This window comes from Caballeronia sp. LZ001 (assembly GCF_031450875.1).
Lineage (GTDB): Bacteria > Pseudomonadota > Gammaproteobacteria > Burkholderiales > Burkholderiaceae > Caballeronia.
Map to the genome: position 1 here is coordinate 4,943,376 of NZ_JARTVX010000004.1, position 23,679 is coordinate 4,967,054.

Below are 23,679 nucleotides of genomic sequence, written 5' to 3' on the forward strand. Positions count from 1 at the left end.
GGTGGCCAAAGGGTTTTTCGATGCAATCCGAAGCTCAATCCCTGATTAGCAGCAAGATCTGTTCGACCGAACCGGTGTTCGGCGGCTCGTCGAAGCGTCGTGCATCGCATGCGGTGGACGTGCGCTGGGGCGGTCAGCTCGTCACCATCGGCGGTGACTCACCGGTGCGCGTGCAGTCGATGACCAACACCGACACCGCCGACGCCATCGGAACCGCCATCCAGATCAAGGAACTGGCGCAGGCGGGTTCCGAACTCGTGCGCATCACGGTGAATACGCCGGAAGCGGCGGCGGAAGTGCCGCACATCCGCGATCAACTCGACCGCATGGGCGTGTCCGTGCCGCTCGTCGGCGACTTCCATTACAACGGGCATCTGCTGCTGCGCGATCATCCGGCGTGCGCCGAAGCGCTGTCGAAGTACCGCATCAATCCCGGCAACGTCGGACAGGGCGCAAAGCGCGACACGCAATTCGCGCAGATGATCGAAGCCGCGATCAAGTACGACAAACCGGTGCGCATCGGCGTGAACTGGGGCAGCCTCGACCAGGACCTGCTCGCGCGCATGATGGACGAAAACGCCGCGCGCTCGGCGCCGTGGGAACTGCAAAGCGTGATGTATGAAGCGCTGATCCAGTCGGCGGTCGGCTCGGCGGAACGCGCGGTCGAACTCGGCCTCGGTCGCGACAAGATCATCCTGTCGTGCAAGGTGAGCGGCGTGCAGGATCTGGTCGCCGTTTATCGCGAACTCGCTAAACGTTGCAGCTTCGCGCTGCATCTCGGCCTGACCGAGGCAGGCATGGGCTCGAAGGGTATCGTCGCTTCGACGGCGGCGCTGTCGTTGCTGCTGCAGGAAGGCATCGGCGACACCATCCGTATTTCGCTGACGCCCGAGCCAGGCGGCGCGCGCACGGGCGAAGTGGTCGTCGGTCAGGAAATCCTCCAGACCATGGGCCTGCGTTCCTTTACGCCAATGGTCATTGCATGTCCCGGCTGCGGGCGCACGACCAGCACGCTGTTCCAGGAACTCGCGTCGCAGATCCAAAGCTATTTGCGCAACTCCATGCCCGTGTGGCGCGACCAGTTTCCCGGCGTCGAGAAGATGCACGTCGCGGTGATGGGCTGCATCGTCAACGGGCCGGGTGAATCGAAACACGCGAACATCGGCATTAGTTTGCCGGGTTCGGGCGAAAATCCCGCCGCGCCCGTGTTTATCGACGGCGTGAAGGTGAAGACCTTGCGTGGCGAGCGTATCGCCGAGGAATTCCAGCAAATCGTCAGCGACTACGTCGAGCGCACCTACGGGCAAGAAACCGGCAAGCGCGAAGAAACGTCCGCGGCAACACTTTAAAGACAGATGACTGAACAGAAGAAACGGCTCGGCAAGCTGACCGGCGTCAAGGGCATGAACGACATCCTCCCGCAGGATGCCGCGTTGTGGGACTTTTTCGAATCCACGGTGAAGTCGATGCTGCGCGCATACGGTTATCAGAACATCCGCACGCCGATCATCGAGCATACGCAGTTGTTCACGCGCGGGATCGGCGAAGTGACGGATATTGTCGAAAAAGAGATGTACAGCTTCACCGATTCGCTCAACGGCGAACATCTCACCATGCGGCCCGAAAACACGGCGGCGGTGGTGCGCGCGAGCATCGAACACAACCTGCTTTACGACGGTCCGAAGCGCCTGTGGTACATCGGCCCGATGTTCCGTCACGAACGTCCGCAGCGCGGGCGGTATCGCCAGTTCCATCAGGTCGGCGTGGAAGCACTCGGTTTCGCGGGACCGGACACGGACGCCGAAATCATCATGATGTGTCAGCGCCTGTGGGACGACCTTGGGTTGACCGGCATTCGCCTGGAACTGAATTCACTTGGCCAGCCTGACGAGCGCGCGGCGCACCGCAAGGAACTGATCGCGTATCTGGAGCAGCACGTCGACGCGCTCGACGAAGAAGCCAAACGACGTCTCTACACCAACCCGCTGCGCGTGCTCGACACGAAGAATCCCGCGCTGCAGGAAATCGCGCAGAACGCGCCAAAGCTCACCGACTTCCTGGGCGAAGAATCGCGCAAGCATTTCGAGGGCGTGCAAAGGCTGCTGAAGGCCAACAACATTCCGTTCAAGATCAATCCGCGTCTCGTGCGCGGTCTCGACTATTACAACCTCACCGTGTTCGAGTGGGTGACCGACAAGCTCGGCGCGCAAGGCACGGTGGCGGGCGGCGGCCGGTACGACCCGCTCATCGAGCAACTTGGCGGCAAGCCCACGGCCGCGTGCGGCTGGGCGATGGGCGTCGAGCGTATCCTCGAGTTGCTGAAGGAAGAGAATCTCGTGCCGGAAGCGGAAGGTACGGACGTCTACGTAGTGCATCAGGGAGAAGCTGCCGCCGAGCAGGCGTTCATCGTGGCGGAGCGTCTGCGCGACACGGGCCTCGACGTGATCCTGCATTGCAGTCCGGACGGCGCGCCTGCCAGCTTCAAGTCACAGATGAAGAAAGCCGATGCGAGCGGCGCGGCTTTTGCCGTCGTGCTGGGCGAAGACGAACTCGCGCAGGGCACGATCGGCGTAAAGCCGCTGCGCCGCACGGGCGCCGAAACGTCGGACGCGCAAAAGAACGAGCAGGTCAACGTTCCGGCGGAAGACTTGACCGAATACCTAATCAATGCGATGGTGGCATCCGCCGAAGACTAGGCGGCCCGACACGCGGGCAATGGCCGTGGGCATCGCGCTGGATGAGTGAACCGTCCGGCATCGCGCACGGCACTCGAAGTGCAATGAAACGCAGGAAGGAATAGCTGGACGATGAGCTATCACGACGAAGAAGAATCACTGGAAAGTTTGAAAGCCTGGTGGGCCAAGTGGGGTAATTCCACGACGTGGATCATCCTCGTGGCGCTTGTAATCGCAGCCGGATACAACGGCTGGAATTACTGGCAGCGTCATCAGGCGGCCGAAGCTTCCGTGCTGTACGACCAGCTTCAGCAGGCCGTCACCGGCAATGATCAGAAAATGGTGAGCCGTATTGCGACGGATATGGAAGACAAGTTCGGCAGCACGGCCTACGCTCAGATGAGCGCGCTCACGGCGGCCAAGTCGCTATACACGGCGGGCGATACCGCCGGCACGAAAGCGCAACTGCAATGGGCCATCGATCACGCGAAGGACGACGAGTACAAGCAAGTCGCGAAGCTGCGCCTCGCGCTGGTGCTGCTCGACGAGAAAAATTACGACGCGGGTCTGAAGCTGCTCGCGGATGCGCCGCTCGACGCCTACAAGGGTGTGATCGCGGACCGTCGCGGCGATCTGCTTGCGGCGCAAGGCAAGCGCGACGACGCCCGCGCATCCTACAAGCTGGCGCTCGGCGCGCTGCCCGCGAACGATACCTCCGCGCGGCAACTGGTCCAGTTCAAGCTCGACGCGCTCGGCGGCTGAAGAGCGCGCGCCGCCGCAATCGACCGAGCCATATAACAATCAGGCCGCCCGGCCGCGCAACGCCTTGAAGGCGAAGGCGCGGCCGGGCGCCGATCAACCGAATCCGATAATTCATGTTGCGTCCACCGATGACTTTTTTGAAACGCTACGCCGTGCCGTTTGCCTGCGCGATGACCGCCTTGCTCGCGGCTTGCTCATCCACCAAGGATGAACGCCGCGTGCCGACACCGCTCGTCGAGTTCAAGCCGGTGCTCAACGTCTCCCAGGCGTGGAAGGCGAGCGTCGGCAAGGCAGGCCGCTATCTGTTCGCGCCGGTTGCCGTGGGCGACGCAATTTTTGCCGCAGGCGAGAACGGCTCGGTCGTGAAGATCGACGCGAAAACGGGTCAGGATGTCTGGCGCATCAAGCTCAAGGACGATCTGTCGGCGGGCGTCGGCAGCGACGGCAATCTGACTGCGGTCGGCGGTCTGAAGGGTTCGGTCTACGTGCTCGGACCGGACGGCAAGCAGTTGTGGACGGCAGTCGCGCCGGGCGAACTGATCTCGCCGCCGCTCGTCGGCAACGACCTCGTGATCGTGCGTACCATCGACGGCAAGGTCGTGGCCTTCAGCGCGCAGACCGGCGAACAAAAGTGGGTCTTCCAATTGCGCGCGGTGCCGCTGAATCTGCGCGTCGCGGCGGGCATGACCTTCGCCGGCAATCAGGCCGTGCTTGCTGGATTCCCGGGCGGCACGTTCGCTGCAATCAACCTGCAAACGGGCGATGCCTTCTGGCAAACACCGGTTTCGTATCCGAAGGGCGTGACCGAAGTCGAGCGCATCAACGACGTGACCGGCGCACCGGGACTCGTCGGCGCGCAGAGTTGCGCGGTGACGTTCCAGGGCCGCATCGGCTGCTTCAATGCAAATTCCGGCCGTCCGGACTGGGAAAAGAGCTTCTCGTCCGACAGCGGTCTTGCGCAGGATTCGGACTTGGTCGCAGCCGGCGATGACTGGTCGGTCGTAAATGCATTCCGCACCTCGGACGGCTCGCAGCTCTGGAAAACGGACAAGCTGAAGAACCGCCAGGTCAGCGTGCCGTATATTCTCGGTCGCGCGGTCGTTGTTGGCGACTTCGAAGGTTACGTCCACTTCCTGAGCGCGGATAACGGCGAACTCGTCGGCCGCGCCAAGACCGACGGCAGCGCGATCACCGCGCCGCCCGTGCTCGCCGGCAACACGCTCGTGGTCCTGACGCACGACGGCGGCATCTACGGCTTTCGTCCCAGCAACTAACACGCGCGTGATCGTCTGATCGAGCGGTATTGCGCGCTCGAAGCCGATCGCGCGGCAGGTCCGGCCAGAACCGGGCCGCAAGAGAAAGCAGGAGGCGCGGCAATCGCGCGCACTCCCGAGAGCCTGCCAGCGGAACGCAAAACGCGCGGTGGGCTGCAAGAATCAAAGCGCGTCGCGCGAAGGCGGCGCGCCAAAACTGCCTCTGACGAGGCGCAGCGGCGTCCCAGCGCCGCAGGCTTGACACACTGACGCCGTGACGCGTCGCGCGTGCCGCAAGCCGAATCCATGCTAATTTTCGACAAGCGCAGCCGTGGCGCGGCATGAGCGGAACGAGAGGTCTCGTTCGCACGCCTCGTGTGCCGTCTTGCGTTCAACCTTGAACAACATCTGATGAAACCCGTGATTGCCCTCGTCGGGCGCCCCAATGTGGGGAAATCCACCTTATTCAACCGGCTGACGCGTTCGCGCGATGCACTCGTCGCCGATCTGCCCGGCCTCACCCGCGACCGCCACTACGGCGAAGGCCGCGTGGGCGGCGAGCGGCCGTATCTCGTCGTGGATACCGGCGGCTTCGAGCCGGTCGCGAAAGACGGCATCCTGCACGCAATGGCGCGGCAGACGCGTCAGGCGGTGGAAGAGGCAGACATCGTCGTGTTCATCGTCGATGGACGCAACGGGCTCGCGCCGCAAGACAAGGCGATTGCCGACTATCTGCGCAAGACCGGCCGGCCGCTTTTTCTCGTCGTGAACAAGGCTGAGGGCATGAAGTATTCGGCCGTCGCGTCCGACTTCTACGAACTCGGTCTCGGCGATCCGCGCGCGATCTCGGCTGCGCACGGCGACGGCGTCACCGAGATGATCAACGACGCGCTCGACATCGCTTATGCCGGTCAGCCCGAGGAGAGCGAAGAAGAGAAGGCGCAGCACGGCGTGAAGATTGCCATCGTCGGACGTCCGAACGTTGGCAAGTCGACGCTCGTGAACGCATTGCTCGGCGAGGAGCGCGTGATCGCGTTCGACATGCCCGGCACCACGCGCGATTCGATTTATATTGATTTCGAGCGACAAGGCCGCAAATACACGCTTATCGACACGGCGGGCTTGCGTCGTCGCGGCAAGGTGTTCGAGGCCATCGAGAAGTTTTCGGTGGTGAAGACCTTGCAGTCCATTTCCGATGCCAACGTCGTGATCCTTTTGCTCGACGCCCAGCAGGACATCTCGGATCAGGACGCGCACATCGCGGGCTTCGTGGTCGAACAGGGCCGCGCGCTCGTGGTCGGCGTGAACAAGTGGGACGGTCTGGATTCGCATGTGCGCGAGCGCACGAAGGCGGATCTCACCCGCAAGCTCAAGTTTTTGGACTTTGCTAAATTTCACTACGTCTCGGCGCTGGAGAAGAGCGGCATCAGCCCATTGATGAAGTCTGTCGATGAAGCCTACGCCGCCGCCATGGCCAAGTTGCCAACACCGAAGCTCACGCGCGCGCTCATCGACGCGGTGGAGTTTCAGCAGCCGCGCCGTCGCGGTCCGGTTCGTCCGAAGCTGCGTTATGCACACCAGGGTGGACAAAATCCGCCGATCATCGTGGTGCACGGCAATGCGCTCGACGCCATTACCGAGACTTATAAACGCTATCTGGAAGGGCGCTTCCGAGAAACTTTCGGATTGGTCGGGACGCCACTGCGCATAGAGTTCCGGTCGAGCCATAACCCATACGCGGACAAAGGCTGAAAGCCGCGTGAGTCAAGCGTTTCAGGCCGGTCGGCCATTTGGCCAGGCTGGTGCGGAAACGAAAATCAGCTATAGTGTAGCGATTGTCGGCGGATCTCTTTTTCTTCGCCGACAATACATCCAACCTGCAAAAAAACTCGGAGTTTGCTATGAGCAACAAAGGGCAATTGTTACAAGACCCGTTTTTGAACGCGCTGCGTAAAGAGCACGTGCCGGTGTCGATCTATTTGGTCAACGGCATCAAGCTTCAAGGAAACATCGAATCGTTCGACCAGTATGTCGTGTTGCTCCGAAATACGGTCACACAGATGGTCTACAAGCACGCCATTTCCACCGTCGTGCCGGCCCGTCCGGTGAATTTCCACCCGGACGCTGAATCGTCCTAAACCTCGTCGCGACCGGCGCTGTTTTCACAAAAAGCGAACATCAAACAATTCGCCGGTCGCTTCAAAAACCGAAAAATATCAATTTGATCAATGCAGCGCTCGTCGGCATCGACTTCGGCAAGATCGATTTCGAAGCCAGTCTGGAAGAACTCAGCCTGCTCGCACAAAGTGCAGGCGCCCATCCCGCCGTCACGCTAACCGGCCGCCGTTCGGCTCCGGACGCCAAGATGTTCATTGGCAGCGGCAAGGTTGAAGAACTGCGCCTTTCTTGCGAAGCGAACGACGTCGAGCTCGTCATCTTCAATCACGCACTCGCGCCCGCGCAGCAGCGCAATCTCGAACTCGCGCTCGACCGTCGCGTGGTGGACCGCACGAGCCTCATCCTCGACATTTTTGCGCAGCGCGCCCGCAGCCACGAAGGCAAATTGCAGGTCGAACTCGCACAGCTGCAGTATCTGTCGACACGGCTCATTCGCGCGTGGACTCACCTGGAACGGCAAAAGGGCGGTATTGGCCTGCGCGGTCCGGGCGAAACGCAGCTCGAAACGGACCGCCGGCTGATCGGTGAGCGTATCAAGGCGCTCAAGACCCGGCTCGAGAAGTTGCGCCGTCAGCATGGTACGCAGCGTCGTCAGCGCACGCGTAATCGCACGATGTCGGTGTCCCTCGTCGGCTATACGAACGCAGGCAAGTCCACGCTGTTCAATGCGCTCACGAAGGCGCAAGCGTACGCCGCCGACCAGCTTTTCGCCACGCTCGACACAACCTCGCGTCGCGTCTATCTCGGCGAGGAAGCGGGGCACGTGGTGGTATCGGACACGGTCGGGTTCATCCGCGAATTGCCTCACCAGCTCGTCGCGGCGTTTCGCGCCACGCTCGAGGAAACCATCCACGCAGACTTGCTGCTGCATGTGGTCGATGCATCGAGCGCCGTGCGCCTCGATCAAATCGATCAGGTGAACGAGGTATTGCGCGGCATCGGCGCGGATTCCATCCGGCAGGTTCTCGTCTTCAACAAGATCGACGCGGTGCCTGAGCTGGCGGCCCGTGGCGAAGCGGTTGAAAGGGACGAGTATGGTAATATTTCGCGCGTCTTTTTGAGTGCACGCTCGGGCCAGGGGCTCGATGCGCTGCGCGCCGCCATCGCCGAAATCGCTGCTGCGGAAACGGACGAAAGCGAAGAGGCCTTACCGAGCGTGCTCGCTGAAATCGAAGCGCCGCAACTCGAGTCCGATGCAACGCAATCCCCGCTGTCCGGGTCAAACGAAACACACGACACGAACGCGCAGCCGGAAGACCACCGGCTGACCGAACAACGTGACCACAAGGTTTCCGAGCACGGTCACTGATCGGCTCGCGGAACTCCGGATTGCATCGCCCGGGCTTATCTGTCTGGATGTCTACCCCCGGCTGTCTAATGGTGAATCACCGAGTGAACGACTACAACGAGCGGACTAACAGGCAGCGCATGCATGCCGCCTTTTCGATCAACGATCCGCGCTGGGGGCGGGGCGAAGGCAACGGCGTGAAGAACGACTCGAAGCGTCCGCAAGACGGCAAGCGCCCGAACGGCAAGGACGAAGGCCCGCCCGATCTCGACGAGATGTGGCGCGACTTCAACCGTCGCATCGCCGGTCTGTTCGGACGCAAGCCCAACGGCGGCGCGCCGCGCGAGAACGGCCGCGGCACGCGCATCGGGCTTGGCATCGTCATTGGCGTGCTGATCGCCATCTATCTCGGCAGCGGCGTGTTCGTCGTACAGGACGGTCACGTCGGCGTGGTATCGCAGTTCGGCAAATATCGGCAAACGGTGGCGCAAGGCATTCACTGGCGCCTGCCGTATCCGTTTCAGTCGCACGATATAGTCGACATCTCGCAGGTCCGCTCGGTCGAAGTGGGTCGCGGCACCGCGCTCGCGCAAGGCAACGTGCGCGATGCCTCGGTTCTGACGAACGACGCCGATATCGTCGACGTGCGCTTCGCCGTGCAATATCAGATCAAGTCGCCGACCGACTTCCTGTTCCGTAATCTCGATCCCGACCAGAGCGTTACGCAGGCGTCGCAGGCGGCAGTCCGCGAGATCGCCGGGTCTATCAGCACGGACGACATGCTCTACAAGGATCGCGAGGCGTTGCGCGCGCGTCTAACTGAATCCATCCAGCGCTCGCTCGATCTCTACCGCACCGGTTTGCAGGTGACGGGCGTGACCGTGCAAAGCGTGCAGGTGCCGACGCAAGTGCAGGCGGCATTCGAGGAAGCATCGCGCGTGCGTCAGGACAACGAGCGCGCTCGCGACACCGCGCAAGCCTATGCCGATCAGCTGCTGCCGCGTGCGAAAGCCGACGCGGCGCGTCTCGTCGACGAAGCCACGGCCTACGGCAATCGCCAGGTCACCGAAGCACAGGGCGACGCCGAGCGCTTCAAGCAGGTCTACGAGCAATACTCGAAAGCGCCCGCGGTCATTCGTCAACGCATGTACCTGGACACGATGCAGCAAATCTATTCGCGTACCACGAAGGTCTTCGTGGACAGCAAGGCAGGCAGTAACGTGGTGTATCTGCCGCTGGATAAGCTCGTCGAGGCGAATCGTCAGCAGGTGAAAGAAGCCGATACCGCCAGTGCCGCCGCAGCCGCTAGCGCGCCCGCTGGCGATGGCGCACAGGCGCGTGCGCCGGGCGTGGCGTCGTCGCCGGCCGTGGTGAACGCGCCGGCCAACGGTGCGATCAACGGCGCGGCCAGCGCGACGACTGCAGCCAGTGCGGCCAGCGCGGCCAGTGCCGCAAGCAGTGCAAGCGACCCGCTGCGCTCCCGCGATGCTTTCCGCTCGCGCAATCGTCAAGACGACCTGCAATAAGGAGCGCGAGAACATGAATCGAATCATTGCGCTTGTGGTCGCTGTCGTGATCGTGCTGTTCATCGGTTCATCGATGATCTTCACGGTCGACGAACGGCATGCTGCCGTCGTGGCTTCCCACGGTGACGGCGAACCGAAACTCGACGGCCCGGGCCTGCATTTCAAGCTGCCCGCGCCGTTCCAGACGCTCACGCTCGTCGATACCCGCACGCTCACCATCGACGAAGCGGGCGCGGACCGCTTCGCCACGTCGGACAAGAACGACGTGCTGGTGAATACCGTCATCAAGTATCGCGTGGCCGATCCGCTCAAACTGTTCGAGAGCAACGAGAAGAACACGCAGACCGCGCAGGAGCGCATCGTCGGGCTCGCGCGCACGTCGCTCGCCAGTGCGTTCGCGAAGCGTTCGCTCACGGACGCGCTCGGCAGCCAGCAAACGCTCGCAAGCGAAGCGCAGAAGTCGGTGGAAGACGCGGCGGCGGCCTTCGGCGTGCAGCTCGTGGATTTACAGATGACGCGTATCGACTTTCCGTCCGTGGTAGCCGACTCCGTCTACAAACGCATGATCGCGGCGCGTCAGCAGGCCGCCGCCATCGAGCGCGCGAAGGGCACGGCGGATGCCGACAAGATCAAGGCGGACGCTCAGCGCGAACAACAGGCGATTCTCGCCGATGCATACAGTCAGGCACAGTCCATCAAGGGCGAAGGAGACAGCAAGGCGGCAGCCATAGCGGCGGACGCCTACGGACGCGATCCGCAGTTCTACCAGTTCTATCAGAGCCTCGAAGCGTATAAGAAGACCTTCAAACCGGGCGACGTGATGGTGGTCGACCCGAGCAGCGATTTCTTCCGCTTCATGCGCGGCCCGAACGGCGGCAGCGCGGATGTTTCTTCCGCGGCTGCCACGGCCAAGCGCTGATCGTGCCCCGCGAAAGCGCGATCCGTTCGCGCTTTCGCCTTTCTCCCTTGGAACATGGCCGAGACGTTACTGCTCGCACTTGCGTTGATGCTGATCATCGAAGGAATGTTTCCCTTCGTTTTTCCGACCGCGTGGCGCGATACCTTTCGCCGCATCGCGGAGCGCCCGACGCATCACATCCGCATTGGCGGACTGATCGCGATGGTGCTCGGGCTCATCCTGCTGCTCATCGCAACATGAGCACACCGTGATGCGCCAATTGGCCTATCTTGTTTAAATCCGTTCGTCAAAGCGCGCCGCGTCACGCGCCGCGCGCCCCGTAGGAAACGTATCGATGTCCACCTGGTTACTTCCCGAGAATATCGCCGACGTCTTGCCGTCGGAAGCCCGCAAGATCGAAGAGTTGCGACGCCGTCTGCTCGATCGTTTCCGTTCGTACGGTTACGAGCTCGTGATGCCGCCGATGCTCGAATATCTCGAATCGCTTCTGACGAGCGGCGGCAGCGATCTGAACCTGCGCACCTTCAAACTCGTCGATCAGATGTCCGGGCGCACGCTCGGCTTGCGCGCGGACATCACGCCGCAGGTCTCGCGCATCGACGCGCATCTCCTGAACCGGCATGGCGTGACGCGTCTGTGCTATGCGGGCAACGTGCTGCACACGCGTCCGCGCGGCCTGCACGCGACGCGCGAGCAGATTCAAATCGGCGCGGAAATCTACGGTCACGCGGGGCTCGAAGCGGACCTCGAAATCCAGCAACTGATGCTCGATTCGCTGCATCTCGCGGGTCTCACGAAAGTGCGTCTGGATCTGTGCCACGCGGGCGTGCTCGCCGCGTTGCTGGAACTGGAACCGGCGGCTGCATCGCTTGGCGAAGCGCTCTATGAGGCGCTCGCGAGCAAGGACGTGCCGCGTATCAACGAACTCACGGCGCATCTCGGCCAGGTGCCGCGCGAAGCGTTGCGCGCGCTGCCTACGCTCTACGGCGACGCCTCGGTGCTCGAAACCGCGCGCGGCCGTCTGCCGAATCTGCCGGTCATCGCGCGTGCGCTCGACGATCTCGCGTTTCTCGCAAGCCAGGTCGACGGCGCCGAACTCATGATCGATCTCGCCGATTTGCGCGGCTACGCATATCACAGCGGCGTGATGTTCTCCGCCTATGTCGACGGCGTGCCCAACGCGGTCGCGCATGGCGGCCGCTACGACGATGTCGGGCTCGCCTACGGACGTGCGCGTCCGGCAACGGGCTTTTCGCTGGACCTGCGTGAAGTCGCGCGTATTTCTCCCGTCGATGCCCGCGGCAGCGCGATCCTTGCACCGTGGAAGCACGAAGACACGCTACGCGCCGCCGTCGCCGCATTGCGCGATGCCGGCGAAGTGGTCATTCAGGCGCTGCCGGGTCACGAGCACGATCTCGACGAATTCGCCTTCGACCGCGTACTTATCGAGCGCGACGGCCAATGGATCGTCGAAGCGCGCGCCTGAACGCGGCGCCTGAGCGCGGCGCATGAAGTGAGACGCGCGTCATACGAATGGATGCCGATTTCCTAACCCCGACGTATCCCGAAAAATTCGGAACCTGTGGCGAACATAGGTAAAATACGTTTTTAACCAGCTAACGAATCAACATGTCTGCCAGTGCAGTGAATGTGAACCCGGGGCGCAACGTCGTCGTGGTGGGCACCCAGTGGGGTGATGAGGGCAAGGGCAAGATCGTCGACTGGCTGACGGACCACGCCCAGGGCGTCGTGCGCTTCCAGGGCGGTCATAACGCCGGCCACACGCTCATCATCGGCGGCAAGAAAACCATTCTGCGCCTCATCCCTTCGGGCATCATGCGCGCGGGCACGGCCTGCTATATCGGCAATGGCGTCGTGTTGTCCCCGGAAGCTTTGTTCAAGGAAATCGACGAGCTCGAAGCCGCGGGCATCGACGTTCAGAAACGCCTGTTCATTTCCGAAGCCGCCACGCTCATTCTTCCATATCACGTCGCGATCGATCAGGCGCGCGAAGCGCGTCGCGGCGCGGGCAAGATCGGCACCACGGGGCGCGGTATCGGTCCGGCATACGAAGACAAGGTCGGCCGTCGCGGGCTGCGCGTGCAGGACCTCTTCGACGTGCCGGTGTTTTCCGAACGTCTGCGCGAAGTGCTGGACTTCCACAACTTCGTGCTGAGCAAGTATCTGGGCGCGGCCGAAGTGGACTACCAGCAAACGCTCGACACCATGCTCGGTTACGCGCCGCGTCTCGAACCCATGGTCACGGACGTCTCGCGCCGTCTGTACGACGAAAACCACGCTGGCCGCAATCTGTTGTTCGAAGGTGCGCAAGGCACGCTGCTCGATGTCGATCACGGCACTTACCCGTTCGTCACGTCGAGCAACTGCGTCGCGGGTGCGGCGACTTCGGGCGCGGGTATCGGTCCGCAACGGCTCAACTACATTCTCGGCATCACCAAGGCGTATTGCACGCGCGTCGGTTCGGGCCCGTTTCCGAGCGAACTGTACGATGCCGACAACGCGCAACGTCAGGACCAGGTGGGCTTGAACCTGGCGACCGTCGGCAAGGAATTCGGTTCGGTCACGGGTCGTCCGCGTCGCACGGGCTGGCTCGACGCCGCCGCGCTGCGCCGCTCCATTCAGATCAACGGTATTTCGGGGCTGTGCATCACCAAGCTCGACGTGCTCGACGGTCTCGAGGAAGTGAAACTGTGCGTAGGCTATAAACTCGACGGCAAAGAGGTCGATATCCTGCCGCGCGGCGCCTCGGAAGTGGCGCGTTGCGAACCGGTCTACGAGACCTTCGGCGGCTGGAAGGAAAGCACCATCGGCATTACGCAATGGGACAGTCTGCCCGAGAACGCGCGTGCTTATCTCGTGCGCGTGCAGGAAGTTGCCGGCGTGCCCATCGACATGGTGTCGACCGGACCGGACCGCGATGAAACCATCCTGTTGCGTCATCCGTTCAAGGTCTGAGCGCGAGCGTTTCAACCTGAGCCGGACGCTGTAAAGAATGTGGCCGCTACCTTGCGGCCACATTTCATATATAACCCTTAGTACGTATTTGAAAGAGTCTTACCATGATCGCGATGACGGACCCGCGCAACGACGACAAAAATCTTTGGGTCAACTGGGATGAATATCACCGGTTGATCGAAGTCCTCGCGCTCAAAGTACACGACTCAGGCTGGAAGTTCGACAAGATCCTGTGTCTGGCGCGCGGCGGGCTGCGCGTCGGCGACCAACTTTCGCGCATTTACGACTTGCCGCTCGCCATTCTCGCAACGAGTTCGTATCGCGAAGCCGCGGGCACGGAGCAGGGCGATCTCGACATCGCGCAGTACATCACCATGACGCGCGGCGAGTTGTCCGGCAACGTCTTGCTGGTGGACGATCTGGTCGACTCAGGCGTTACGCTCGCGCGCGTGCAGGAGCATCTGAAGGAGCGCTATCCGGCCATTACGGCGGTGCGCTCGGCCGTGCTCTGGTACAAGGCGTGCTCGAAGGTTACGCCCGACTATCACGTGCAGTTTCTCGAAACCAATCCGTGGATTCATCAACCGTTCGAGGAGTGGGACACGGTACGGCCGCACAATCTCGGCGCCTGGATCAAGCGGGGCCTGCAGAACAGCCGCGAGTGAGCGCCACTTCGTCGCCTCGTTCTTGCTGCCCGATAACGGGCAAGACGCCGTTCGTCCCGCTTCATGCCGGGCGCAACGGCGTTTTTGCTTTGGGTCACCTAATTTCACAGATGCAGCCAAGCGCCCTGAATCGTTCAGCCGACGCGCACGAAACGCGATGCTAAACTCACACACGCGTGTTGCCGGGCAATCGGGCAATACGAGAGGCAGCGTTTTTGCACGCGACGTTAGATAGAATGGCGTTCGTTTCTTTCCGCCCTGGACGGACATCTCGCTTTTATGACTAACATGACTCACGCGCAAGAGCATAAACAGCCTTTGCCATCTCTTGCGCTCGCCGCCATTGGCGTCGTCTTTGGCGACATCGGTACGAGTCCGCTCTATTCCCTGAAGGAAGCGTTCAGCCCGTCGCACGGCATCGCGCTTTCCGAGGCGTCCATTCTCGGCGTCATCTCCTTGCTCTTCTGGGCCATCGTCATGGTGGTCGCGGTCAAGTACGTGCTCTTCGTCATGCGCGCCGACAATAACGGCGAAGGCGGCGTGTTCGCCATGATGACGCTCGCGCTGCGCAGCGTGAAGGAGCCGGGCCGCATGTCGGGCGTGCTGCTGATGCTAGGCATCTTCGGCGCCTGCATGTTCTATGGCGATGCGGTCATCACGCCCGCCATGTCGGTCATCTCGGCGGTGGAAGGGCTGGAACTCGCCGCACCGAAGCTGTCGCCTTACGTGCTGCCGATCACCATGGTCATCCTGGTCCTGCTGTTCTGGATTCAGCGCCATGGCACGGCAGTGGTCGGCAAGCTGTTCGGCCCGATCATGCTGGTGTGGTTCATCACGCTCGCCGTGCTGGGCGCTTATCACATCGTGCTCGCACCGGGCGTGCTGGTCGCGCTCAACCCGTACTATGCAATCTCCTTCATGGCCTCGCACGTGTTGCAGGCTTACATCGTGCTCGGCTCGGTCGTGCTGGTGCTGACCGGAGCGGAAGCGCTCTATGCCGATATGGGCCACTTCGGCGCGAAGCCCATTCGCTGCGGCTGGTACGCGCTCGTCATGCCGTCGCTTCTGCTGAATTACTTCGGGCAGGGCGCGTTGCTCATGCATACGCCGTCGGCCATCGAAAGTCCGTTCTTCTTGCTGGCGCCAGACTGGGCCTTGCTCCCGCTCGTGATCCTTTCCACCGTCGCCACGGTGATTGCATCGCAGGCAGTGATTTCGGGCGCGTATTCGCTGACGAGTCAGGCTATTCAGCTCGGTTACGTGCCGCGCATGAAGATCCTGCATACGTCGGAACTGGCGATCGGGCAGATCTATATTCCGCTCGTCAACTGGATGCTGCTCTTCATCATCCTGTGCATCGTGGTGGGCTTCAAGAGTTCGGAGAATCTGGCGGCGGCTTATGGACTGGCCGTGACCGCGACCATGCTCGTCACGACCATCCTGCTCTCGGTGGTGATGGTCAATCTCTGGGGCTGGAACCGCTGGCTCGTCGGCGCGCTGATCGCGGTGCTGCTCACGATCGACATCGGCTTCTTCGGCGCGAGTCTGTTGAAGATCGGGCAGGGCGGCTGGCTGCCGCTGTGCATCGGCGGAATACTCTTCTTCCTGCTAATGACCTGGTACAAAGGCCGCATGATCGTGAAGGATCGCACGGCCGCCGACGGTATTCCGCTCATGCCGTTCCTGCAAGGGCTGCTCGCGCATCCGCCGCATCGCGTGTCGGGTACGGCGATCTACCTGACCGGCAGCGATTCGCTCGTGCCCGTGAGTCTTCTGCATAACCTGAAGCACAACAAGGTGCTGCACGAGCGCACCATTTTCCTGAACTTCATCACGCGCGATATTCCGTATGTGGATGGCGCGCATCGCATGGAAGTGAAGGACGTTGGCGGCGGGCTCTTTCTCGTGAAGGCAGCGTATGGCTTCAATGAAACGCCGGACGTGAAAGCCGTGCTCGAACAAATCACGCGCACGCACGCAATGACGTTTGAACTCATGGACACGTCGTTCTTCATGGCGCGTGAAACGGTGGTGCCGACCGAGTTGCCGGGCATGTCGGTGTGGCGCGAGCGCGTGTTCGCGTGGATGCATCAGAACGCCGCGAAGCCGACGGACTTCTTCAGCATTCCGGCCAATCGCGTCGTGGAGTTGGGCACGAAGATCGAAATCTGACGAGCGCTTGCTTCTGGAAACAAAAAACCCACGCCGCAAAGCGTGGGTTTTTTGTTTGAAGCGTGCCGGCTGTCAGCGTTTGAGCTTGGCGAAAGCAGCGGCCATCGCGCCACCCGGTTCCGGCTCGCGGCGCTGATTATTCGAACGCGCATCGCGCCCGCCGCCCGCGCGCCGGTCCTGCTGGCCTGCACGCGGTTGCGAAGGCGCGCCGCTGCCTGCCGCTGCCGGCGCGAAGTCATCGTCGAGACGCATGGTCAGCGAGATGCGCTGCCGCTTCACATCCGTTTCGAGCACCTTCACCTTGACGACCTGGCCTGCCTTCACGACTTCATGCGGGTCCTTGATGAACTTCGTCGACAGCGCGGAAACGTGCACGAGTCCGTCCTGATGCACGCCGATATCGACAAACGCGCCGAACGCCGCGACGTTCGTCACCACGCCTTCGAGCACCATGCCCGGTTCGAGATCCGCGATCTTCTCGATGCCTTCGCGGAACGTCGCCGTCTTGAACTCCGGACGCGGATCGCGGCCCGGCTTTTCCAGTTCGGCGAGGATGTCGCGCACGGTCGGCAGACCGAAGCGGTCATCGACGAATTCGGTGGGCGAGAGGCCCGTGAGCGCTTCACGCTTGCCGAGCACATCGCCGACATGCTTCTTGATTTTCGCGAGAATGCGCTCGACGACCGGATACGCTTCCGGGTGCACCGACGAGCGATCCAGCGGATTCTCGCCGTTGTTAATACGCAGAAAACCCGCGGCCTGCTCGAACGTCTTGTCGCCGAGACGTGGCACCTTCTTCAGATTCTCGCGCGACGCAAACGGCCCGTTGGCATCGCGATAATCGACGATATTACGTGCAAGCGTCGCGTTCAAACCGGATACGCGCGCAAGCAGCGCGACCGAAGCCGTGTTGGCATCGACGCCGACGGCGTTCACGCAATCTTCGACGACCGCATCGAGCGAGCGTGCGAGTTCGCGCTGATTCACGTCATGCTGGTACTGGCCGACGCCGATCGCTTTCGGGTCGATCTTGACGAGTTCCGCGAGCGGGTCCTGCAGACGGCGCGCAATGGAAACCGCGCCGCGCAGTGAAACATCGAGGTCCGGAAATTCCTTCGCCGCGAGTTCGGAAGCCGAATATACCGACGCGCCCGCTTCGGACACGACGATCTTCTGCAGCTTGAGTTCGGGATGCTTCGCGATGAGCTCGCTCGCGAGCTTGTCGGTTTCGCGCGATGCCGTGCCATTGCCGATGGAAATGAGCTCTGCCTGCGTCGCCTTGGCAATGCGCGCGAGCTTCGCGAGCGAACCGTCCCAGTCGCGGCGCGGCTCGTGCGGATAGATGGTGTCGGTGGCCAGCACCTTGCCCGTGCGATCGACGACGGCGACTTTCACGCCGGTGCGCAGACCCGGATCGAGGCCAATCACGGCTTTCGGGCCAGCGGGCGCGGCGAGCAGCAAGTCCTTCAGATTGCGCGCGAACACGCGAATGGCTTCGTGCTCGGCTTCCTCGCGCAACTTGGTGAGCAGTTCGTTTTCGATATGCGGCTGCACCTTGACACGCCAGCACCAGCGGCACACGTCGGCGAGCCATTTGTCGCCCGCGCGGCCGCGATTGGCGATGCCCACGTGCTGCGCGATCATCACTTCGCCCGGATGCGGCGTTTGTGCGTCGAGTTCCTCGCCGAGCCCGAGTTTCACGCTCAGGACGCCCGCGTTACGGCCACGGAACAGCGCGAGCGCGCGATGCGACGGCACCGTGCGGATGGTTTCGCTGTAGTCGTAGTAGTCGCGGAATTTTTCGCCTTCCTCGCCTTGCTTGCCCTCGACCACGGTCGACATGACAAGCCCCTGGTTGAACAGGTGCTCGCGCAGCTTGCCGAGAATCTCGGCCGTTTCGCCGAACTGCTCGGAAAGGATATCGCGTGCGCCGTCGAGCGCGGCCTTGGTATCGGCGACGCCTTTTTCGGTATCGACGAACTTCGCGGCTTCGCTCTGCGGATCGAGCGTCGGGTCGGCGAGGAGCGCCTGTGCAAGCGGTTCCAGGCCGGCTTCGCGAGCAATCTGCGCGCGCGTGCGGCGCTTCGGCTTATACGGCAGATACAGGTCTTCCAGCACCTGCTTGCTGTCCGCGCCTTCGATCGATGTACGCAGTTCGTCGGTGAGCTTGCCTTGCTCGTCGATGCTCGAAAGAATCGTGGCGCGCCGGTCTTCGAGTTCGCGCAAATACAGGAGGCGTTCTTCGAGCGTGCGCAGTTGCGTGTCGTCGAGATTGCCGGTCACTTCCTTGCGATACCGGGCGATGAACGGGACAGTCGAGCCTTCATCCAGAAGCTGCACGGCGGCGGCCACCTGGCGCGGCTGCACGGTAAGCTCGGTGGCAATGCGCTGTACGATCTTGAGTGCTACGGTTTGCGTCATGGTCTGCGCTGTCTGCTCTCTGCTGGCCTTGTGCAACGGCAAGACGCAGGGCGCGCATCCCGTGCGACGCGTTGCGCGCTTTACGCCCTGTGTCCCGCTTGGTGCGCGCTGACTACTTCTTGCGCCTCGCAAAGCGGGCGTGCTGCCGGTTGCGGCCGGGTTGCTTGAGCGGGGGATTTTGCCATAAATGGAGAAGGGCTCCGGTTCACGGTGATAGAATTTCGGCATCGCGCAGGCTGCATTGCGTCTGTCGTTGCATCGCTTAATGCATCGGGTCTTTATCACGTTGCCGTCCATTCATTTGCCCAAACTTCGCCTTTCCCCGCTCGCGTCCATCTGCGCCGCGTGCGCGTTTCTGTGCACGCTCGTTCTCGCGCCGAATGCCATTGCGCAGACGCCCAAGGGCATCGACCCCACCACGTCGGTGCGCGCCACGCCGCTCGGCGATGCCTCATCCGCCATGGTCAGTGCCGAGCCGAGCGCCGAAGACGCGCTCAAGGCCGACAATGCGCGCCGGCAAAAGGCGCTCGACAAACGCACCGCGCAGAACGACTACGCATACGGCGTCAAGGAACACGACTGCTACGGCAAATTCTTCGTGAACCACTGTCTCGACAACGCGCGCACGGCCATGCGTGAAGAGCGCAAGCAGATTCGCCAGCAGCAGCTCGCTCTCGACGACGAACAACGCGCCGAGCGCACGAAGCAGCGCGACGAACAGACCGCGCTCAAGCAGGCACAATACGATGCGGAAGCGCCGCAACGCGCCGCCAGCGAAAAGTCGAGCCAGCAGTCCTACGAGGAAAAGCAGCGTCAGAACGCGCTGTCCGCCGCGCAACGTCAGGCCGAGGCGCCGCAGCGCGCGGCCAATCAGGCCGCGTACGACCGCAAGCAGGCGGACTATCAGCGGCAACTCGAGGAAGCGCGCGCCCGCGGCGTGCAGGACGCGCAGGACCGCGAGCAGAAGGCGGACCGTTACGAACAGAAACAACGCGATGCCGCGCAGCATCGCGCGGAAGTCGAGGCGCGTCAGAAAGAAGCCGCGCGCAAGCAGCAGGAAAAGGCACAGCAAGCCCAGCAGGCGCAACAGCAGCAACAGCAGCAACAGCAGCAACAGCAGCAACAGCAGCAACAGCAGCAACAGCAGCAACAGCAGCAACAGCAGCAACCAGGTAAGTGACGCCCAAGGCACCGCCCGGGCGATGAGGATGAAAGGAGGCGAGCATGCAGCAGCGCTTGAACGCACCCCGACAACCCGCCGTGGATGCCACCGTGCTCCGCGATCGCATCACGCAATTGCAGGAAGAGCATCACGGCTTGTCCACGCTCATCGACAAGATGGGCGGTATCGACGACCTCGAGCTCAGGCGCTTGAAAAAGCGCAAGCTCAAGGTGAAAGACACCATACTTCTGCTGCAACTGCAGCTCGACGGCGACGCGCATTGAAGCGCATCGACGCGGGTCGAGGCGCTTGAGGCAGCAAAGCGCCGCCATGCGCCGTGACCGCAACCGCAGGATCTAGCCCCGCCTTGAACTTACCCGCACAACCCCGCGACAGCGCAAGCGCTGCGCTCGAACTCACGGACAAGCGCCGCACGGAACTCGACGCCATCTTCTCCGCCGAAGGCCTTCTCGCGCGCGCGATCGACGGCTATCGGCCGCGCGCGTCGCAGATCGACATGGCGCGCTCCGTCGCCGCCGCGATGGAAGCGTCCGGCCGCGCCATGCCCGAACCCGCGATGTTCGAATTGCAGCGCCGCCCGGCGCGCAAGCTCGGGCCATCGGACAAGCCGCATGCGGTAGACGAGGCATCCGCCGACGACGTGGGTATCGCCACCGCGACGAGCGCCGTCGATGGCGGCGAGAACACGCTGATCGTCGAGGCGGGAACGGGCACGGGCAAGACCTACGCTTATCTCGTTCCGGCCATGTTGTGGGGCGGCAAGGTCATCGTTTCGACCGGGACCAAACACTTGCAGGATCAGCTCTTTCAGCGCGATATCCCGACCGTGCGCGACGCGCTCGCCGTGCCGGTCACCTCCGCGATGCTGAAGGGCCGCGCCAACTATCTCTGCCACTACTATCTCGAACGCACCGCCGACAACGGGCGGCTGCCGACGCGTCAGGACACGTCGCATCTGCAGGAGATCGTGCGCTTCGCCAAGATCACGCGCACGGGCGACAAGGCCGAACTTGCGAGTGTCCCCGAGAACTCGCCCGTCTGGCCGATGGTCACGTCCACGCGCGACAATTGCCTCGGACAAGATTGCCCGCATTACAAGGATTGCTTCGTGATGCAGGCGCGCCGCGAAGCGCAACAGGCGGACATCGTGGTGGTGAACCATCACCTGTTCTTCGCCGATGTAATGCTGCGCGACACCGGCATGGCCGAACTCTTGCCGATGGCGAACACCATCATCTTCGACGAGGCGCATCAGTTGCCCGAGACGGCGACGCTCTTTTTCGGCGAGACGCTTTCGACCACGCAACTGCTCGAACTCGCCCGCGATGCGGTGGCCGAAGGTTTGTCCCACGCTCGCGACGCCGCCGACTGGACCAAGCTCGGCGCGGCGCTCGAACGCGCGGCGCGCGACCTGCGGCTCGCATTCCGGGAAGATTCGATTCGCCTCTCGCTCGGCCAGCTGGCCGATGGACATCCGCTTTTCGAAGCGCTCGACACGCTACAAACCCATCTCGATGCACTCACGGCCGCGCTCGGCGCACACGGCGAGCGCGCGGAATCGCTGCAGGCGCTGGTGCGGCGCGCGCGCGAATTGCAAGGGCTTTTGTCGGGCTGGACCAAGCCGCCGACCGCGCTCGAACGTGCAGTGGTCGAAGACGCGGATACCGCCGCCGAAGCCGCGCGCGACGAGCCCAACGAGATGGTGCGCTGGATCGAAGTGTTCTCGCACACGGTGCAACTGCACGAGACGCCGCTGTCGGTCGCGCCGATCTTCGCGAAGCAGCGCGCGGGCGTGCCGCGTGCCTGGATCTTCACCTCCGCGACGCTTTCGGTGCGTGGCGATTTCACGCATTACGCGGCGCAAATGGGTTTGAACGCGCGCCGCTCGATGACCTTGCCGAGTCCCTTCGATTACCCGTCGCAGGGCCTTTTGTACGTGCCGCGCAATCTGCCGCAGCCGTCCTCGCCGCAGTTCACCGACGCCGTCTTCGACGCCGCGTTGCCGGTGATCGAGGCATCGGGTGGCGGCGTGTTCATGCTGTGCACGACGCTGCGCGCGGTCGATCGCATCTCCCAGCGTCTGCGCGACGTGATCGAGCGGCGCGGCTGGGACAATCCGCTGCTCGTGCAGGGCGACGCGAGCCGTACCGAGTTGCTCGACCGCTTCCGCGCGTATGGCAATGCGATTCTCGTCGGCAGCCAGAGCTTCTGGGAAGGTGTCGACGTGCGTGGCGATGCGCTTTCGCTCGTGGTCATCGACAAACTACCGTTCGCGCCGCCCGACGATCCCGTGCTTGCCGCGCGCCTCGACGCGCTCACGAAGAAAGGCTTGAGCCCGTTCGCCGTGCATCAGTTGCCGCAGGCCGTCATCACGCTCAAGCAGGGCGCGGGGCGGCTGATTCGCGCGGAGACGGATCGCGGCGTGCTCATGATCTGTGACACGCGGCTCGTCGATAAACCATACGGCCGACGCATCTGGCAAAGCCTGCCGCCGTTCAAGCGCACGCGTGAACTGGAAGTCGCGCGGGCGTTTTTCAGCGAAGCGGCGGACGCGTCGGCGGAGCTTGCCGAGTAAGGCTTGCAGCAGGGCGCGGGAGCGGTTGATCGACAAACAAAATGGGCGCCGAAGCGCCCATTTTTGCCTGACCAGCCGAACGATCTCGCGTTCTGCTTACCAGATCTGATACCACGCCTTTTCCGCGCTCGCGCGACGCTTGCCCGTGACATACGGGCTGTCGGGGAACGTGGCGGCAAGCACGCGCTTGGTGTCGTCGGCGAGTTGCGGCTGATCGAGCTTCTCGTATGAGAGCATCATGAGATGCAGCGCTTCTTCGGTGGCCGGCGCGTTCTTGTATTCGCGAATGGCGAGCTGCGCCCGGTTAATGGACGCGACATACGCGCCGCGACGATAGTAGTAATCCGCCGCGTGGACTTCGTGCGAAGCGAGCGCGTTCACGATATAGCGCATGCGTTGCGCGGCGTCGGGCGCATACTTGCTTTGCGGATATTTATCGACCACGACCTTGAACGCGTCATACGACTCGCGCAGCGACTTCGGGTCGCGCTCGCTCATGTCCTGGCCGGAGAAGCGGCCGAAGAGTCCGAGGTCGTCGTTGAAGTGAATCATGCCTTTCAGGTAGTAGGCATACGAGATGTCCGGGTGATCCGGGTGCAGCTTGATGAACCGGTCGATTGCCTGATCCGCCGATGCGGTCTCGCCGTCTTTCCAGTTGCAGTAAGCCACGTTGATCTGCGCCTGCTGCGCGAAGTGACCGAACGGATCGCGGCCTTCGAGCGCTTCGAAATACTTGGAGCACTTGCCCCAGTCGCGGCCTGAAAGCGCGTCCTGGGCCTCCGTATATAATTTGTTGTTGTTCCACGTAGCCGTTTCGTCGGTCTTCTCCGGCAAGCCGTGGCAGGCCGTGACAATGGCGACGCTCGCGCCCAGCGCCAGATACTTGATCGATTGCTGCATCGATTGATGAATGGTGTTGAAGGCTCGCATTAGTGCTTGCTGTTCCTGGCTGAATCTCGCTATGTCTAGCTGTGTGTCCGGTGCGGTTTTCGCTCGGGATTTTCCGTTTGGAAATCCTTCGAATTCCGCCCGGTTTCCCGGTCCGCAACGGTCTGGCGCGGCTTCCTTGCATTGCCTGCATTGAAG

General features: G+C 62.5%; 19 protein-coding genes. 17 read left to right on the forward strand and 2 right to left on the reverse strand.

The window, feature by feature from the left end; all coding sequences use genetic code 11:
- The first annotated feature begins 20 nt into the window (after positions 1–20).
- From ispG to P9292_RS34260, 14 genes are all read left to right on the forward strand, one after another.
- Positions 21–1,349 (forward strand): flavodoxin-dependent (E)-4-hydroxy-3-methylbut-2-enyl-diphosphate synthase, encoded by a 1,329-nt coding sequence (gene ispG, locus P9292_RS34195; protein WP_244825337.1) that lies wholly within the window; start codon positions 21–23, stop codon positions 1,347–1,349.
- 6 nt (positions 1,350–1,355) lie between these two features.
- Entirely contained in the window at positions 1,356–2,696 is a 1,341-nt protein-coding gene (gene hisS / locus P9292_RS34200; RefSeq protein WP_244825336.1) for a histidine--tRNA ligase, read from the forward strand.
- Positions 2,697–2,807: 111 nt separating this feature from the next.
- Positions 2,808–3,437 carry a tetratricopeptide repeat protein gene (locus P9292_RS34205; protein WP_250492301.1) on the forward strand — a complete coding sequence of 210 codons (630 nt, stop codon included), beginning with the start codon at positions 2,808–2,810 and terminating at the stop codon, positions 3,435–3,437.
- 128 nt (positions 3,438–3,565) lie between these two features.
- Complete coding sequence (gene bamB, locus P9292_RS34210) at positions 3,566–4,711, forward strand: outer membrane protein assembly factor BamB (protein WP_250464959.1); 1,146 nt, start codon at positions 3,566–3,568, stop codon at positions 4,709–4,711.
- A 390-nt stretch (positions 4,712–5,101) separates the two neighbouring features.
- On the forward strand, positions 5,102–6,442 hold the full coding sequence (der, locus tag P9292_RS34215) for a ribosome biogenesis GTPase Der (protein WP_244825333.1): 1,341 nt from the start codon (positions 5,102–5,104) through the stop codon (positions 6,440–6,442).
- A gap of 149 nt (positions 6,443–6,591) precedes the next feature.
- Positions 6,592–6,828, forward strand: a complete 237-nt coding sequence (gene hfq, locus P9292_RS34220; RefSeq protein WP_006999489.1) for an RNA chaperone Hfq — start codon at positions 6,592–6,594, stop codon at positions 6,826–6,828.
- Positions 6,829–6,911: 83 nt separating this feature from the next.
- On the forward strand, positions 6,912–8,177 hold the full coding sequence (gene hflX, locus P9292_RS34225) for a GTPase HflX (protein WP_244825332.1): 1,266 nt from the start codon (positions 6,912–6,914) through the stop codon (positions 8,175–8,177).
- An 83-nt stretch (positions 8,178–8,260) separates the two neighbouring features.
- A complete protein-coding gene (gene hflK / locus P9292_RS34230; RefSeq protein ID WP_309964279.1) occupies positions 8,261–9,682 on the forward strand; it encodes an FtsH protease activity modulator HflK in 1,422 nt (473 codons plus the stop codon).
- A 13-nt stretch (positions 9,683–9,695) separates the two neighbouring features.
- Positions 9,696–10,601, forward strand: coding sequence for a protease modulator HflC (gene hflC, locus P9292_RS34235; protein ID WP_244825330.1), 906 nt, complete (start codon positions 9,696–9,698; stop codon positions 10,599–10,601).
- A 54-nt stretch (positions 10,602–10,655) separates the two neighbouring features.
- Complete coding sequence (locus P9292_RS34240) at positions 10,656–10,841, forward strand: DUF2065 domain-containing protein (RefSeq protein ID WP_244825329.1); 186 nt, start codon at positions 10,656–10,658, stop codon at positions 10,839–10,841.
- A 94-nt stretch (positions 10,842–10,935) separates the two neighbouring features.
- Positions 10,936–12,087 (forward strand): ATP phosphoribosyltransferase regulatory subunit, encoded by a 1,152-nt coding sequence (locus P9292_RS34245; RefSeq protein ID WP_250464955.1) that lies wholly within the window; start codon positions 10,936–10,938, stop codon positions 12,085–12,087.
- A gap of 143 nt (positions 12,088–12,230) precedes the next feature.
- Positions 12,231–13,577: an adenylosuccinate synthase gene (locus P9292_RS34250; protein WP_250492305.1), complete on the forward strand. Its 1,347-nt coding sequence runs from the start codon at positions 12,231–12,233 to the stop codon at positions 13,575–13,577.
- A gap of 104 nt (positions 13,578–13,681) precedes the next feature.
- Positions 13,682–14,242, forward strand: a complete 561-nt coding sequence (locus P9292_RS34255; RefSeq protein ID WP_244825326.1) for a phosphoribosyltransferase — start codon at positions 13,682–13,684, stop codon at positions 14,240–14,242.
- 279 nt (positions 14,243–14,521) lie between these two features.
- Complete coding sequence (locus P9292_RS34260; protein ID WP_244825325.1) at positions 14,522–16,414, forward strand: potassium transporter Kup; 1,893 nt, start codon at positions 14,522–14,524, stop codon at positions 16,412–16,414.
- Between the two features lie 72 nt (positions 16,415–16,486).
- Here P9292_RS34260 and P9292_RS34265 read toward each other — a convergent pair whose 3' ends face one another.
- Positions 16,487–18,835: a Tex family protein gene (locus P9292_RS34265; protein ID WP_244825324.1), complete on the reverse strand. Its 2,349-nt coding sequence runs from the start codon at positions 18,833–18,835 to the stop codon at positions 16,487–16,489.
- 265 nt (positions 18,836–19,100) lie between these two features.
- On the opposite strand from P9292_RS34265, the gene P9292_RS34270 reads away from it, so the two are divergent.
- The 3 genes from P9292_RS34270 to P9292_RS34280 all read left to right on the forward strand — a co-directional run bounded on the left by P9292_RS34270 (position 19,101) and on the right by P9292_RS34280 (position 22,593).
- On the forward strand, positions 19,101–20,015 hold the full coding sequence (locus P9292_RS34270) for a colicin transporter (protein ID WP_309963593.1): 915 nt from the start codon (positions 19,101–19,103) through the stop codon (positions 20,013–20,015).
- Between the two features lie 44 nt (positions 20,016–20,059).
- Positions 20,060–20,281 carry a DUF465 domain-containing protein gene (locus P9292_RS34275; RefSeq protein WP_244825322.1) on the forward strand — a complete coding sequence of 74 codons (222 nt, stop codon included), beginning with the start codon at positions 20,060–20,062 and terminating at the stop codon, positions 20,279–20,281.
- A gap of 83 nt (positions 20,282–20,364) precedes the next feature.
- Positions 20,365–22,593 carry an ATP-dependent DNA helicase gene (locus P9292_RS34280; RefSeq protein WP_309963595.1) on the forward strand — a complete coding sequence of 743 codons (2,229 nt, stop codon included), beginning with the start codon at positions 20,365–20,367 and terminating at the stop codon, positions 22,591–22,593.
- 96 nt (positions 22,594–22,689) lie between these two features.
- On the opposite strand, the gene P9292_RS34285 is transcribed toward P9292_RS34280, so the two are convergent.
- Positions 22,690–23,493, reverse strand: coding sequence for an outer membrane protein assembly factor BamD (locus P9292_RS34285; RefSeq protein WP_244828049.1), 804 nt, complete (start codon positions 23,491–23,493; stop codon positions 22,690–22,692).
- Positions 23,494–23,679: the final 186 nt, after the last annotated feature.

Bases quoted from the DNA above. Each gene is read 5' to 3' on its own strand.
- P9292_RS34245 (WP_250464955.1), top strand. From the start codon at position 10,936: ATGTCCACCTGGTTACTTCCCGAGAATATCGCCGACGTCTTGCCGTCG.
- hfq (WP_006999489.1), top strand. From the start codon at position 6,592: ATGAGCAACAAAGGGCAATTGTTACAAGACCCGTTTTTGAACGCGCTG.
- P9292_RS34285 (WP_244828049.1), bottom strand. From the start codon at position 23,493: ATGCAGCAATCGATCAAGTATCTGGCGCTGGGCGCGAGCGTCGCCATT.
- bamB (WP_250464959.1), top strand. From the start codon at position 3,566: ATGACTTTTTTGAAACGCTACGCCGTGCCGTTTGCCTGCGCGATGACC.
- P9292_RS34255 (WP_244825326.1), top strand. From the start codon at position 13,682: ATGATCGCGATGACGGACCCGCGCAACGACGACAAAAATCTTTGGGTC.
- P9292_RS34275 (WP_244825322.1), top strand. From the start codon at position 20,060: ATGCAGCAGCGCTTGAACGCACCCCGACAACCCGCCGTGGATGCCACC.
- hflC (WP_244825330.1), top strand. From the start codon at position 9,696: ATGAATCGAATCATTGCGCTTGTGGTCGCTGTCGTGATCGTGCTGTTC.
- der (WP_244825333.1), top strand. From the start codon at position 5,102: ATGAAACCCGTGATTGCCCTCGTCGGGCGCCCCAATGTGGGGAAATCC.
- P9292_RS34250 (WP_250492305.1), top strand. From the start codon at position 12,231: ATGTCTGCCAGTGCAGTGAATGTGAACCCGGGGCGCAACGTCGTCGTG.
- ispG (WP_244825337.1), top strand. From the start codon at position 21: ATGCAATCCGAAGCTCAATCCCTGATTAGCAGCAAGATCTGTTCGACC.
- P9292_RS34270 (WP_309963593.1), top strand. From the start codon at position 19,101: ATGCATCGGGTCTTTATCACGTTGCCGTCCATTCATTTGCCCAAACTT.
- P9292_RS34240 (WP_244825329.1), top strand. From the start codon at position 10,656: ATGGCCGAGACGTTACTGCTCGCACTTGCGTTGATGCTGATCATCGAA.
- P9292_RS34260 (WP_244825325.1), top strand. From the start codon at position 14,522: ATGACTAACATGACTCACGCGCAAGAGCATAAACAGCCTTTGCCATCT.
- hisS (WP_244825336.1), top strand. From the start codon at position 1,356: ATGACTGAACAGAAGAAACGGCTCGGCAAGCTGACCGGCGTCAAGGGC.
- P9292_RS34205 (WP_250492301.1), top strand. From the start codon at position 2,808: ATGAGCTATCACGACGAAGAAGAATCACTGGAAAGTTTGAAAGCCTGG.
- P9292_RS34265 (WP_244825324.1), bottom strand. From the start codon at position 18,835: ATGACGCAAACCGTAGCACTCAAGATCGTACAGCGCATTGCCACCGAG.